This is a genomic window from Blautia sp. MSJ-19 (genome assembly GCF_018918125.1).
In the GTDB taxonomy this organism is placed as follows: Bacteria; Bacillota; Clostridia; order Lachnospirales; family Lachnospiraceae; genus Blautia_A.
In genome coordinates this window covers 20,545-34,168 of record NZ_JAHLQA010000029.1, presented here as the reverse complement: position 1 = coordinate 34,168, position 13,624 = coordinate 20,545, and the positions used below count along the sequence as shown (strand labels likewise).

The following is a 13,624-nucleotide window of genomic DNA, read 5'->3' as shown; positions in this document are numbered from 1 at the left end:
CGAAAATACTGGGAGGATTGACGAATGTATACATATAAAGAACCGTTAAAACCACTTAAAATTGGAGAAATGACAGCGGAAAAACCGATCATTCAGGGTGGAATGGGAGTCGGTGTCAGTCGGAGCAGTCTTGCCGGGGCTGTTGCAGCTGAGGGAGGAATTGGAATTATTTCTACAGCACAGATTGGTTATGATGAAGAAGGCTTTGAGCGGGATCAGGCAGGCTGTAACCGTATTGCAATAAGAAAGCATATTCGACGTGCTAAAGAGATCGCAGGGGGAAAAGGATTAGTTGGGGTGAATATTATGGTTGCACTCAAGCATTATAAAGAGCATGTGCAGGAGGCTGTCAGTGCAGGTGCAGATGTTATTATCAGTGGAGCGGGGCTTCCGATGGATCTGCCAAAACTGGTGGGCGAGAGCCGGACAAAGATTGCACCGATCGTTTCTTCCAGAAGAGCAGCACAGCTCATTTTGAAAATGTGGGCACATCGTTATGACCGTACAGCGGATTTTATTGTGATTGAAGGGCCGAAGGCGGGAGGACATCTGGGATTTTCCAGAGAACAGCTGAAGAATATAGAAACACTGGACTATGATAAAGAAATCAAAGAGATCATTTCATGCAAAGCATTGTATGAAGAGAAATTTGGAATAAAAATTCCGGTGATTGTTGCCGGAGGAATCTTTGACAGGACAGATATTGATCATATGATGGCACTGGGAGCAGATGGTGTACAGATTGCCAGCAGATTTGTAGCAACAAAAGAGTGTGATGCGGCAGATGCATATAAACAGGCATATATTCAGGCAGAGCCAAAAGACATCCAGATCATACAGAGCCCTGTCGGAATGCCTGGCAGAGCCCTTCGGAATGAGTTTATCAGAGGGCTTGAGACGGTCAGAAAGCCGATAAAAAAATGTTATAATTGTCTGGAGAAGTGTGATCCGCGATCAGTACCATATTGTATTACAAAGGCACTGATCGATGCAGTCAGAGGAGATGTACGTAACGGCCTGGTATTCTGCGGAGCAAATGTCGACCGCATCCATGAGATGACAACGGTACATGATCTGATGCAGGAACTTTGTTATTGAACGGGTTCCTGGTTTCGGAATCTTGCGTATAAAGCATGTCCGACTGTAACAAAAGAAGGAAAAAGCATCAGGATACCGTACCAGTCAGAATCCGAGAGCAGAATTCTTGGAAACAACGCAGATAGGAAAAAAACAAAATACAGCATCCCGGAAATGATGCAGGGTAAAAAATGATTCCACCCGATCAGACCGGACAGAGCAGCAAGAATAAGCAACAGCAGACTCATATAATTGAGAATCGTTCCCTCCGGAAAATGCAAAAGTTCTGCAGAAATACAGAGACCGATACCACAGATCAGAAAAAAAATATTAAAGATCCGCATGAGCTTCGAGACAAAAGAAGAACTTCCGTTGGGAGAGCAGCGTTCCCAAAGTTCAACATCCAGTTTTTCTGCCAGTTCTCTGGCCTGACGGGTGAATGTATTGTTGGTCATGACTATAGCAGCATCACAGTCATAAAAATCAGCACCGGCATATGCTTCCTGAATGGCCTTATTGCCTACAGGATGGGAATAATATTTACACTGAATTCCGTATTTCTGTCCATTTTTCTTTGCCAGGATATCTATGCCCTGGTCGCCGCTGCCTTTGGTCACGGTCACTTTGTGAAATCCCCGATATCGCAATAATTCTGCACAGCGATGTTCAAACTGCAGCCCATCCATAATCTATGTAATCCTTTCTGGTATTATCAATTGCTATTCCTTATTTTAGCTTTGCCATATAGAAAATGTCAACTGAAAATACGATCCGGATGTTGTGGATAGCAGGAGGATATTTGTACATAATGCTTGATAATATGTAAGTTTCTGGTAAAATTAGGGGAAAGGAGTGACGGCGATATGATTACATTAAATGATTACCTTTATTCGGGGGATACCATTCTTCGGATTTTACATAATTATATTCATGATCTTAGAAAAGAAGCCAAAAAGACACATAATGAGGTGGATATGATCCACTGTAATTTTCTGATTCTCATCAGAGAGCTGCTGGAACATAATGATTTCCTTACAGCACAGTCTCAGCAGATTCGGGAATTTTACAAATATATGTCCAAAGAATACCCGTTCCTTGCATTTACATTTAAGGGAAGAATCAAATCACTGATACGTGCCGAAGAGAAATTTAACGGATATGTGGTGGAATATATCTATAATTATTATATAGAGCATGGGAAGTATCCACCGCTGGCTGAATTAAAAAATCGATTAAGCTGTTTCCGCGATTTTATTGCGTATCGGATCGTAATCTCTATGCCGAGATGTCATCTGAAAAGCGAGGCAGACCGCGAACAGGAAGAATTAAAGTATCTGTACCAGATTGCAAATGTACTCCCGGGATTTCTTGAGGAACGAGGATTTACAGCAGAATCTGCACATGGTGTCAAAGAAAGTGGTTCTCCGCTTTTGAATGAGGAGGTTCGCCCTTATTACAGAGACTATATCTATGGGACAGAGCCGGATGAATACCAGTCGTTGCATATTACATTTTATGACAACAGTTCCCGTTCCTATATGGAAGTGCAGCTTAGAACAAAGACAATGGATGATATAGCAGAGATTGGACCGGCGAATCATTTAGGATATGAGAAAAAGCAGGAAAACGAAAGAGCAAGAAGAGATGCGATTCCAGAAGGGGAATGTATTTATTTTGATGAAGCTTATGAGAGAGGGATGAAACTTCTTGGACTGGAGCTGTCCAAACTGGATGTGAATATGTTTTCTGCAGTAGATAACAGTCTGATCAATGACGGCTGCGGATTGTACCGCGGCCGTCTGATTCTTCCTTATGAACATTTGTCAAGATTTCAGAATGATCTGATCGACTGATTTGAGACTGAGTGGAGGGCATCAGCGCTCCATCATACTGATGGATTCGATGCCCACGCTGCCGCCTCGAACCACTTCTATATTCTTGAATTCTTCTTTGATCAGTTTGACAACTGCATCGTTTTTGGTTGCTGTCTGGACAAATTCCAGAAGCAGGCTGTCTTTGCCATAATCGATGACTCTGGCTTTGAATGTTTCGGCAATCTGAAACAATTCCACTTTATCAGCAGCAGAACATTTTCTTACCTTTACATAAAGAATTTCTTTCATACGAACAAACACATCAGTAAAATCAATGACTTTGATGACTTCTACCATGCGGTTGAGCTGTTTTTTGATCTGTTCGAATGTCTCGTCATCACTGACAGTTGCAATCGTCATTCTGGAAACGGTTGGATCTTCTGTGGTACCTACTGTAAGACTGTCCAGATTATAGGATTTTCCAGAAAAAAGTCCGGAGATTTTGGACAGAACACCAACCTGGTTTTCAACATAAAGAGAGATCCATCTAGTTTTCACTCCTTTATCCATTTCTGATTCCTCCTAACAATCCATGATCAGATCAGCCAGTGTTCCACCTGGTTTGACCATTGGATAAACCATTTCTTCAGGATCGATGATAAATTCGATCACAGTAGGGACTTTGGTGCTCTTTCTTGCTTCCTCAAAAGCTGCGGCAATTTCTTCACGCTTGGTTACGCGAATACCTTTGGCACCATAACTTTCAGCAAGTTTAATGAAATCCGGAGTATATTTTGGATATTCTTCTCCGTTCGTACGGCGGGAGAGGGCTCCGACTCTTAAATTGGTCATGGAGTAGCGCTTTCCATAGAAAAGCTTCTGCCACTGGCGCACCATGCCAAGATAAGTGTTATTAAAGATACAGTTGATGATCGGAAGCTCTTCCAGAACTGCGGTTGCGAGTTCCTGGATATTCATCTGCATACCACCGTCACCGGAGATTGAAATGACAGGAGTATCCGGATTACCAATCTGTGCTCCAATTGCACCGGGAAGACCATATCCCATGGTTCCGAGTCCGCCGGACATGATGAGTTTGCGGCTTTCAGTAATGTCTACAAACTGGGAAGTCAGCATCTGATGCTGCCCGACATCGGTAACAATGATTGCTTTGTCAAACTGTTTATTGATTTCATTAAAGATATCGAGAGGACCCATCAGAGGACGGTTCTTCATGGAAAGCGGGTGTTCATTTTTCCATGTGTCAATTTCTGTCCGCCATTTTTTGGTATTGCACTCGGTTACATATTCTGCCATTTTGGTGATAGCTTCTTTGGCGTCGGCAACGATCGGGACGTCGACATGAATATTTCTGGAAATAGAAGCAGTATCGATATCAATGTGGACGATCTGCGCATTCGGTGCAAATTCGTGAAGCTTGCCCGTGATACGGTCATTGAAACGGGTACCGATAGAGAAAAGCAGATCGCAGTTGGTAACTGCCATGTTTGCTGCGTATGCACCGTGCATACCGAGGTTTCCGATAAACAATGGATGTCTGGTGGAAATCGCACCACGTCCCATAACGGTAGTGACAACAGGAACCTGTGTTTTTTCGACTACAGAAGTAAAAATTTCATTTGCATTTGCAATATTGACACCGCCTCCTGCCAGAAACAGTGGCTTTTTAGCTTTCTGGAGCATTTTCAGAGCTTTTTTCAGCTGCCCCATATGTACGTTGGTGTTTGGCTTATAGCCACGGATATTGACATTTTTTGGATATTCAGCACTGCCAAGTTCTGCCATGACATCTTTTGGAAGATCGATCAGTACAGGTCCCGGACGACCGGTTCTTGCAATATAAAAAGCTTCCTTGATGATACGGCCAAGGTCTTCACGGTTGCGGACAGTTACACCATATTTGGTAATACTGCGTGTGATTCCGACAATGTCAACTTCCTGAAATGCATCATTTCCGATCAGATGTCTTGCAACCTGTCCGGTGAAGCATACAAGAGGAACACTGTCATAGTTGGCTGTGGCAAGTCCGGTGACAAGGTTGGTGGCACCAGGACCGCTGGTTACCAGACAGACACCGACTTTTCCTGTAGTTCTTGCATAAGCATCTGCTTCATGAACCAGAGCCTGTTCATGTCTTGGCAGGATGATATCGATCCCGCTCTGTCTGTATAATTCATCACTGATATCGATGGTGCATGCACCAGGGTAGCCAAATAAAGTAGTAACCCCTTCTTCTTTTAAAGCTTTTACCAGTAATTTATTTCCTGAAATCTGTCTCAAATAGATTACCTCCTTCTCGCATCTGTAGCATAAAAAAGTCCTAAGCATCTGGAATACTCAGGACGGAAATCCGCGGTACAAATATGTAAATAATTATAAAATAAGAAGCTATATTTGTCAACGGATTGAAGCGAGGGAATGCATTTGTCGCTGCTTTGAAAATATTGACGGTGGACATGAGGAATGTTAACTGGCAGTCGACTTTTAATGGAAATTCTGATAAAATAATAAGAATGCAGATACATAGGTGATTTTGGAGACAGAATAGATGAATAAAACAGATAAGATGCGACGTTTGATGAAAATGTGCAGTCTTTGTCCGCGAAACTGTGGAGTGAACCGCCTGGAAGGCCAGAAGGGTTTTTGTGGTGTGGATGCGGAGATCATGGTTGCAAGAGCTGCTCTTCATATGTGGGAGGAACCCTGTATTTCAGGAAAAGAGGGATCAGGAGCGGTATTTTTTTCGGGGTGTTCACTGGGGTGTGGATTCTGTCAGAACAGAAGAATATCCCGAGGCCAGAGTGGGAAGAAAATTTCACTGGAGCACCTGGTAGAGCTCTTTTTTAACCTTCAGGAGCAAAAGGCAAATAACATTAATCTGGTGACGGCCGGACAGTTTCTGCCACAGGTTGCTGCTGCTCTGGAAATGGCAAAAGAGCAGGGACTGCATATTCCAATCGTATATAACAGCAGTGGTTATGAAAGAGCAGAAGCCCTGAAAATGCTGGATGGACTGGTAGATATTTATCTTCCGGATTTTAAATATATGGATGGAGAACTGGCAAGGAAATATTCGCATGCGGCAGACTATCCGCAGGTGGCGCAGGCAGCTTTGCGTGAAATGGTGCAGCAGGTTGGGGATGTGGAATTTGACAGTCGTGGTATGATGAAAAAAGGTGTGATTGTCCGCCATTTGCTGTTGCCGGGACATGTAAAAGATTCAAAGAATGTGTTAAAATATCTCTATGAGACTTATGGAGACAGAATCTATATCAGTATGATGAATCAATATACGCCGATGCCGGCGATGAAAGATGATCCACTGTTGTCACGGAGGGTGACGGACAGAGAGTATGAGCGGTTGATCGATTATGCGATCTCACTTGGTCTGGATAATGGTTTTATTCAGGAGGGTGAGACGGCGAAAGAGAGTTTTATACCGGAATTTGATGGAGAGGGAGTATAAATGGCAGAGAAAAAAACAGGAAAGAAATTTGTTCAGAAACCGAAGCTTAAGAGCGAGAAAAAATATGTAAAAGATAAAACAAAAGTTAAGAAAAAATATCAGGCTCCGGGGAAAAAACAGGTAGAGAAGAAAGTATCTGAAAAACCAGATGCAAAGAAATTTACAAAAAAGATTGAAAAACCAGAACAGAAAAAAGTGTTTTCCGGGAAATCGGAGAAATCACTCTGTCCGGTACATGGAAAATGTGGTGGATGTCAGCTTCTGGATATGCCGTATGAGAAACAATTGAAACAAAAGCAGAATCAGGTAAGCAAACTTCTGAAGCCATACTGCAGCACGACGAAGATCATAGGAATGGAAGATCCGTTTCATTACAGAAACAAAGTACATGCAGTATTTGGACATCGTAAAGATGGTACAGTTATTTCCGGTACCTATCAGCAGGGTACACATTTTATTGTGCCGGTGGATGAATGTCTGATTGAGGACAAACGTGCAGATGCGATCATCCGTGATATCAGAGGCCTTTTAAAGTCCTTTAAAATTAAGACGTATAATGAAGATACCGGATACGGACTGTTCCGTCATGTACTGATACGTACAGGACATCACAGCGGACAGGTAATGGTAGTTCTTGTACTTGGTTCACCGATTCTGCCATCCAAAAATAATTTTGTAAAAGCACTTCGGAAGCTTCATCCGGAGATCACAACGATCATTCTGAATGTAAATAATCAGAAGACGAGCATGATCCTTGGTGAGAAGGAAACAGTTCTGTATGGTAAAGGGTATATTGAAGATGAGCTTTGTGGTCATACATTCCGTATTTCTTCCAAATCTTTCTATCAGGTAAATACAGTGCAGACAGAGAAACTCTACACAAAAGCAATCGAGCTTGCCGGCCTGACAGGAAAAGAACGTGTGATTGATGCATATTGTGGAATCGGAACGATTGGTCTGATCGCCAGCGATAAAGCAAAGGAAGTTATCAGTGTGGAACTGAATCCGGATGCAGTAAAAGATGCAATTGTAAATGCAAAACGTAATGGAATTAAGAATGTACGTTTTTATCAAAATGATGCAGGTGTTTTTATGCGCCAGATGGCAGATGAGGGAGAAAGCGCAGACGTTGTTTTCATGGACCCGCCGCGAAGCGGAAGTGACGAGAAATTCCTGTCATCAGTGGTAACGCTGAAGCCAAAACGGATAGTTTATGTTTCATGTGATCCGACGACACTTGCACGTGATCTCAAATACCTGACTAAACACGGATACAAAGCAGTCACGGCCGTTCCGGTCGATATGTTCCCGGCGACTGAACATTGCGAGACGGTTTGCTTGCTGTCAAGAAAAGATAAATAATGGCTGAAAAGTGGCGTATTTCCGGGCTTTTTGCGAGGTTAGTATCATCAGAGAAGCCTTGCGGAAAGCTCGGTTTTCTTGTATGGAAACATATCTACTTTTCGGTCTGATTAAAGAAAAAGTGGATGACCGAAAAAAGCGGTAGGGTTTAGGCTGTGGATTAGATGTCATAGGTTGTGGCACTGGAATTGTTATCAGAGCCGACCGCAGTTTAAGCCAATCGATACTAAGAGGCAGACTTGGCAGTGGAATAGATAACAGGAGGGTTTGATTTAGCCTGGATTACATGTTTATGCCCCGACCGTTTTGGTTGGAATTATCTATCTCTCAAAAGATGGTTATGGTCAGGAATGCATAGATTGCTGCTCAATATTAGAAAAGCTCGACTTCTCAAGATCACCGACCATGTGAGGCGGTACTCTAAAGATTCGAGCTATTTCATCAATCTGAAATTTTCTTGTTTCCAGAAACTGTGCTTCATTTGGGGAAATGGAAATAGGCGTGTATTTCATGCCTTCTTCCAAAACAGCTACCTTATGAGAATTGTTCCCAGAGAAGCCTTTGGTCCAGCTTTCTCTGACAACTTCTGGATTTTTTACGGTACCGGGATACTCCAAAATACCTCCCGGTGTGGCACCGTTTGCAAAGAACTTAGCACCGTATTCTTCTGTGGCGATAGCAAATCCAATAGCGTTTTTGGCCATAGCGATGGGAGAGTAACCGACCAGACCATCAAAGCCGAGACCCGGAACATGGAGCACATCCGACGGTTTCAGGATGACTGTTCCATTTTTCATGGTAGGTGCATCGGAATCCTGCATTTGATATTGGTAGTAGAGATGCCCTTTATCGTCACGATCCACACTCATTCGATTGGCCATCAGCGGATAGAGAGCGATGACTTCACCTTTGCCATTTCGTATAATTTGCGCGTAGGCATTTCCATAAAGGAGAAGATGCGTCATCAAGGTCTCGCGGAAGACAAAGGATGTCATTTCCGGATTTGGCTCATCGTGAATTAGTCGATACAGAGGATGATTGATTGCCTTTTCTTTACTACCGGAGTCGGTATACTTATAAATATGGACTGGCAGTCCTGCAATGGACTCCGAAAGAATCCTGACGCAGGCATAGACTGCAGTCATCTGCATGGCGCTTCGTTCATTGACGGCTTTGCCAGAGTTGCTTCCACCAAAGAGAAAACGATAGGCGCTGCCATTGGTACTGTTGGTGGGCTTGTCTCTGGAATGAAATAGCCCCGATAAAAATCCCATAAATGTTCCTTTCTGCCTTAAGAGGCGTATAAAATTCAAAGTTTCGTCACAAAACAATCCGTGCAAATGCTTGCAATTGCAAGCAAAAGCGAATATAATAAAGAAAAAGGAGGCGATACTATGGCAAATACATCCGCTGTTTATGCAAGAATAGATACTAATCTCAAGGATAATGCTGAAAGCATTCTTTCTCAGCTTGGCATTTCTCCATCCAGTGCAATTCAGATGCTTTATAGCCAGATTGTACTGAAAAATGGTATGCCGTTTGAATTGAAACTTCCTTCTTCTAAGCCATTAGCTGTTGGCGCAATGACCAGAGAAGAACTTGATGCAGAACTCCAGAAGGGTGTTGATTCCATCAAAGCAGGAAAGGTATATTCTGCAGATGAAGTCGATGCGGTACTTGCAAAGGAGTTTGGCATATGACGGATAGCTACAATGTCGGCTATTCTGTAGATGCACTTGGTGATTTACGTGAAATCTATTCGTATATTGCGAATGAACTTCTTGTTCCGGAGACAGCCGCAGCTCAGCTGGGGCGCATACGAAAGGAAGTTCGTTCATTGGATTTCATGCCAGCTCGTTATACGTTAGTTGAATGGGAGCCTTGGCATTCGATGAAAATGCATCAGCTTCCGGTAGACAACTTTATTGTGTATTATCTTGTCGATGATAAAGAAAAAATAGCAGAGGTCCATTCTACTATAAAGTAGTTGATATGCTTTTGCAGAAGGAGAAGAAGCCTCATTTTATTTTTGCATCACCAAATATTCCTAATCCACAGGTTTATTTGCGATTAATGAATGAAGCCATTGAAAGCAGTGATGAGAGTAAACTGGCTACTACATATTCTCCGGTTGTGCAGATAAAGTTTCTTATGGATCTTATTAATAATAATATTTCGGTCTATAACGAGCGAACAAACCATTGTATTCAGATTGCTTCTATAAAAAAGTCAGACGTCAATCTTAATGATATGCTGTTATTGTTCGAAGGTAAAAATCTACGATTACCGCCAGAGAAGCGCAGTCAAACTATTGTGTATTACAATGGTCGTGCAAGTCTACACTTGGAAATGAATCAAAAAGAAAATGGTATGCAGTAATACTTTCTTAATGGATGGAAGGTTCTGGACTGAGTTATATTATGCAAAGAGCAATAGATTATCATAAGCAGCGTCCGGAAAATTTTAGAGTGTCAGCATACCAGCCGCCAACTATTTATAATGATAACTCGAAGGAAAACAGGAATGTGGTGTTTGCGGATACGCTAGAAGCCATTGAAAACATTGTGCTTTTTAGCATTTCAAACTATTTTTTGAGGTTCTCTAACGAATATAAAAAGATTCATGGTGTTGATGAGTTTGATAATAACTGGTATGAATATGTCGAGTTTGGAACTACGAATCCATTAACGATTTTATTGCAGCGAAATGGCTTTTCAAGAGAGTCAGCAACTTTTATCAAAAAACATAAGAACGAGTATGTGGTCCATGATGGAAGCACAGATGAGTTAAGATTACGCTTATCTTTGTTGAATTGTGGAAATACAAGTGTGATGACAGAAGCAGCAAGTATTAGGTTCAATGCTCCGAAACTGTTTCTGGAGGAGGATGCCTAATGAAGAAAATTGAAGGTTCGCCTAAGAATCTAAAACAATTATTACAGAATACAAAATATTCTATTCACTATTATCAGCGTGAATATATGTGGCAGCGTAAGCACATAGAAGAATTGATTGATGACCTTACATCAGAATTCTTGGAATATTATAAAACAGATGATCCAAGGCAAGCTGTAGCTGATTATGGCGCATATTTCATGGGATCCATTGTTCTGGCAGGAAGAGAAAATGCGATTATTGATGGTCAGCAAAGATTTTCGTCTTTGACACTATTACTGATGTATCTTAATAACAGATTAAAGACTATCGGCCAGAGTTATAACATGATTGAGACTATGATTTTCTCAGAATCCTTCGGTACTAAGTCTTTCAACATCAATGTTGATGACCGTCAGGATTGTATGAATGCAATTTTCAACGATACTGATTTTGACACTACCGGTGCCGGAGAGTCTGTAAAGAACCTTTATGGTCGATATCAGGATATTCAGGATGTTTTTCCTGCTGATATTACAGATGATATGTTATTGCATTTCTGTGATTGGGTTGCGGAGAAAGTATTCTTTATTGAGATTGTTGCAACAACTGAGCAAGATGCTCATAAAGTATTTGTTACTATGAACGACCGTGGTTTGAGCCTTACATCTACAGAAATGTTAAAGGGCTATATTCTTTCGGAAATTAAATCCGATTCTTCTCGTGAAAAGATGAATGGTATTTGGAAAGATAAAGTTCTTACATTAAAGAAAGATGACGACAAGGGCGATGAGACATTTATTAAAGCTTGGCTTAGAGCACACTACGCGGAAACAATCCGTGAGACAAAAGCTGGTGCTGTAAATAAGGACTTTGATATCATCGGTGGTTCCTTCCACAAGTGGGTACGAGATGAACGTGATAAACTAGGTCTTAATGACTCTGATGATTTCGAGTTGTTCATAAGGAAATTTGCAAGATTCGCAGAGGTTTATGAGCGTATCCGTCAGGCAGAAACAACGTTCGCTGAAGAAACAAAGTATGTATATTACAATGCGCAAGTTAACTTCACATTACAGCCACAGCTATTATTAGCACCTGTATGTTATGAAGATTCATGGCCAGTTATTATTAAGAAGATTAATCTGGTAGCAAGATTTATTGATGTTTTGATTGTATCCAGAGTAACGAATTACCGCTCTGTTGATTACAGCACAATTAAAAACTTTGTTTTCAATGTTACTAAGGATATCCGCATGACAGACATACCTACATTGAAACAGAAATTAGAACAGCAGTATATCAATCTTGCATTTGACCCGGCAGCAGCATTAAGTGATTTAAGACTGAACAGTTTTACTAAGAAATATATTAAGAATATCCTTGCGCGTATTACTGGATATATTGAAGAACAGACTGGTGTTGCATCAAATTATTGTAATTACATGAATACTCAAACAAAGAATCCGTTTGAGATTGAGCATATTATTACAGACCATTATGAATGGTTTACGGCAGAGTATTCTGACCAAGATGATTTTAGACGTTGGAGAAATAGCATCGGTGCTTTATTACTTCTTCACAAGAGCATCAATGCAAGCTTAAATGATGCAAAATATGATTATAAGCTTAAGAAGTATTGCTCTAACGAAGGCAATATCTATACGGAATCACTTGGTCAATTAGCGTACCAGAATAACCCTAAATTCAAAAAGTTTATAGCTGATAATTCTCTTGGGTTTAAGGCTTATGCATCATTTGGTAAGAATGAGATTACTGAAAGAATTACAGTTCTCGTTGATTTGGTAAAACTTGTTTGGAATGATGATATGTTTAAGTGATTGGAGGAGAGTTTTATGAGTGGAGCGAATGAAGAAGTGCATAAGATAATAGACGAAACTCGACGCTCTACAATTGATGCAATATTAGTATTAGGTAGTATGTCTGGTGATAAAGAATATCATGAATTTGCAAAATGGGTCTGCCCTTCACTAACTGATAGTGATATAGCAGAAATAGCGAGGCACATGGACAGATTTGATGATTGGCCAGAAAGTTATTTGCTGGATTCTATAATCGATTACCTAAGCTTGTCAGATGAGCAGTTTATGTTTTTTCTTGAGCAATACGTTAATCCTAATATTCATCATTGGAGATGGAATGATGAAGAAGAAAGAAGGGAACTTATCCCTAATACAGAACTAGCAAATGTGGTAAATAGATATATTGATCACGACGGATATAAACTTGTTGTTAGTGATATGATTGGAGATAAGAATTTTTATAAATGTATTTCGACTAGAATAGGCGTTCAGGGTGAAGTTAAGAATATTATTTTTGCGGCTAAATATAAGCCGGAAATTGCTTTTGATGATGCTTTGAATAATGATATAAGAATAACAAAAAATGAAAATCAGTGTTTGATATATAATCGTCCAATTCCGTCTACTGGAGTGATGTGGAATGACCTTGTTGATTGGTATGCAGAGGAAAAGAATATTGATGAAAATAGAGAAATCGTTTTTATAAAACGTTTGTGCGAATGCTTAGATACGAGTTTTAAAGCACAGGGAGCCAAAAGTGGTCCTGAAACCTGGATGTTGCAGGCATATTATAATTTAAAAAAGGAACTTGGTAAAGATTTGCCTGCATTGATCCCTCAGGTGTATTTGTATTATGACCCACAGACTCTTAAACAAAGAGGATACAAGCTATTTGAACATCAAAAGATGGACTTCCTGATGATTTTCTCGCATAAAGACCGTGTAGTTATTGAAATTGATGGTAGGCAACATTACGCAGAAGGGAATTCTGCATCGCCTCGACTATATAGTGAAATGGTTCGAGCTCAGAGAGAAATGACGCTGTTTGGTTATGATGTATACCGTTTTGGTGGATATGAATTTGTTGGTGCAGATTCAGATGAGAAGAAAAAAGAAGCGGTGTTGGATGATTTAAAACAATTCTTTTTACGTTTGTTCAGCAAATACAGTGCTTTATAGAAAAACTAA

At 40.8% G+C, this 13,624-nt stretch carries 13 protein-coding genes and 1 pseudogene; 10 read left to right on the top strand and 4 right to left on the bottom strand.

Annotated features, from left to right (window positions below; genetic code table 11):
* Positions 1-24: 24 nt before the first annotated feature.
* A complete protein-coding gene (locus KQI91_RS10335; RefSeq protein ID WP_216392700.1) occupies positions 25-1,098 on the top strand; it encodes an NAD(P)H-dependent flavin oxidoreductase in 1,074 nt (357 codons plus the stop codon).
* Here KQI91_RS10335 and KQI91_RS10330 read toward each other — a convergent pair.
* The gene (locus tag KQI91_RS10330) at positions 1,092-1,763 is read right to left on the bottom strand and encodes a restriction endonuclease (protein ID WP_216392699.1); all 672 of its coding nucleotides are present in this window, start codon (positions 1,761-1,763) and stop codon (positions 1,092-1,094) included. The genes KQI91_RS10335 and KQI91_RS10330 overlap by 7 nt on opposite strands.
* A gap of 177 nt (positions 1,764-1,940) precedes the next feature.
* Here KQI91_RS10330 and KQI91_RS10325 point away from each other — a divergent pair, with 177 nt between their 5' ends.
* Positions 1,941-2,930 (top strand): guanosine polyphosphate pyrophosphohydrolase, encoded by a 990-nt coding sequence (locus KQI91_RS10325; protein ID WP_216392698.1) that lies wholly within the window; start codon positions 1,941-1,943, stop codon positions 2,928-2,930.
* Between the two features lie 21 nt (positions 2,931-2,951).
* On the opposite strand, the gene ilvN is transcribed toward KQI91_RS10325, so the two are convergent.
* Positions 2,952-3,461 (bottom strand): acetolactate synthase small subunit, encoded by a 510-nt coding sequence (gene ilvN / locus KQI91_RS10320; RefSeq protein WP_216392697.1) that lies wholly within the window; start codon positions 3,459-3,461, stop codon positions 2,952-2,954.
* Positions 3,462-3,473: 12 nt separating this feature from the next.
* On the bottom strand, positions 3,474-5,192 hold the full coding sequence (gene ilvB, locus KQI91_RS10315) for a biosynthetic-type acetolactate synthase large subunit (RefSeq protein WP_216392696.1): 1,719 nt from the start codon (positions 5,190-5,192) through the stop codon (positions 3,474-3,476).
* Positions 5,193-5,460: 268 nt separating this feature from the next.
* Here ilvB and KQI91_RS10310 point away from each other — a divergent pair, with 268 nt between their 5' ends.
* Both KQI91_RS10310 and rlmD read left to right on the top strand, forming a co-directional pair.
* Positions 5,461-6,378, top strand: a complete 918-nt coding sequence (locus KQI91_RS10310) for a radical SAM protein (protein WP_253288528.1) — start codon at positions 5,461-5,463, stop codon at positions 6,376-6,378.
* Positions 6,379-7,740, top strand: a complete 1,362-nt coding sequence (rlmD, locus tag KQI91_RS10305; protein ID WP_216392695.1) for a 23S rRNA (uracil(1939)-C(5))-methyltransferase RlmD — start codon at positions 6,379-6,381, stop codon at positions 7,738-7,740.
* 353 nt (positions 7,741-8,093) lie between these two features.
* On the opposite strand, the pseudogene KQI91_RS10300 reads toward rlmD, so the two are convergent.
* A pseudogene (locus tag KQI91_RS10300) lies at positions 8,094-9,014 on the bottom strand (phage portal protein); the annotation flags it as partial.
* Positions 9,015-9,134: 120 nt separating this feature from the next.
* Here KQI91_RS10300 and KQI91_RS10295 point away from each other — a divergent pair.
* From KQI91_RS10295 to KQI91_RS10270, 6 genes are read left to right on the top strand one after another with little or no spacing between them, the layout of a single operon-like run.
* On the top strand, positions 9,135-9,440 hold the full coding sequence (locus KQI91_RS10295; protein ID WP_216392694.1) for a type II toxin-antitoxin system RelB/DinJ family antitoxin: 306 nt from the start codon (positions 9,135-9,137) through the stop codon (positions 9,438-9,440).
* Positions 9,437-9,727, top strand: a complete 291-nt coding sequence (locus KQI91_RS10290; RefSeq protein WP_216392693.1) for a type II toxin-antitoxin system RelE/ParE family toxin — start codon at positions 9,437-9,439, stop codon at positions 9,725-9,727. The genes KQI91_RS10295 and KQI91_RS10290 overlap by 4 nt, the downstream gene beginning before the upstream one ends.
* Before the next feature lie 5 nt (positions 9,728-9,732).
* Positions 9,733-10,119: a hypothetical protein gene (locus KQI91_RS10285; RefSeq protein WP_216392692.1), complete on the top strand. Its 387-nt coding sequence runs from the start codon at positions 9,733-9,735 to the stop codon at positions 10,117-10,119.
* 41 nt (positions 10,120-10,160) lie between these two features.
* Positions 10,161-10,634, top strand: coding sequence for a hypothetical protein (locus KQI91_RS10280; protein ID WP_216392691.1), 474 nt, complete (start codon positions 10,161-10,163; stop codon positions 10,632-10,634).
* Positions 10,634-12,454, top strand: coding sequence for a DUF262 domain-containing protein (locus tag KQI91_RS10275; protein WP_216392690.1), 1,821 nt, complete (start codon positions 10,634-10,636; stop codon positions 12,452-12,454). The genes KQI91_RS10280 and KQI91_RS10275 overlap by 1 nt, the downstream gene beginning before the upstream one ends.
* 15 nt (positions 12,455-12,469) lie before the next feature.
* Complete coding sequence (locus tag KQI91_RS10270; protein WP_216392689.1) at positions 12,470-13,615, top strand: hypothetical protein; 1,146 nt, start codon at positions 12,470-12,472, stop codon at positions 13,613-13,615.
* Positions 13,616-13,624: the final 9 nt, after the last annotated feature.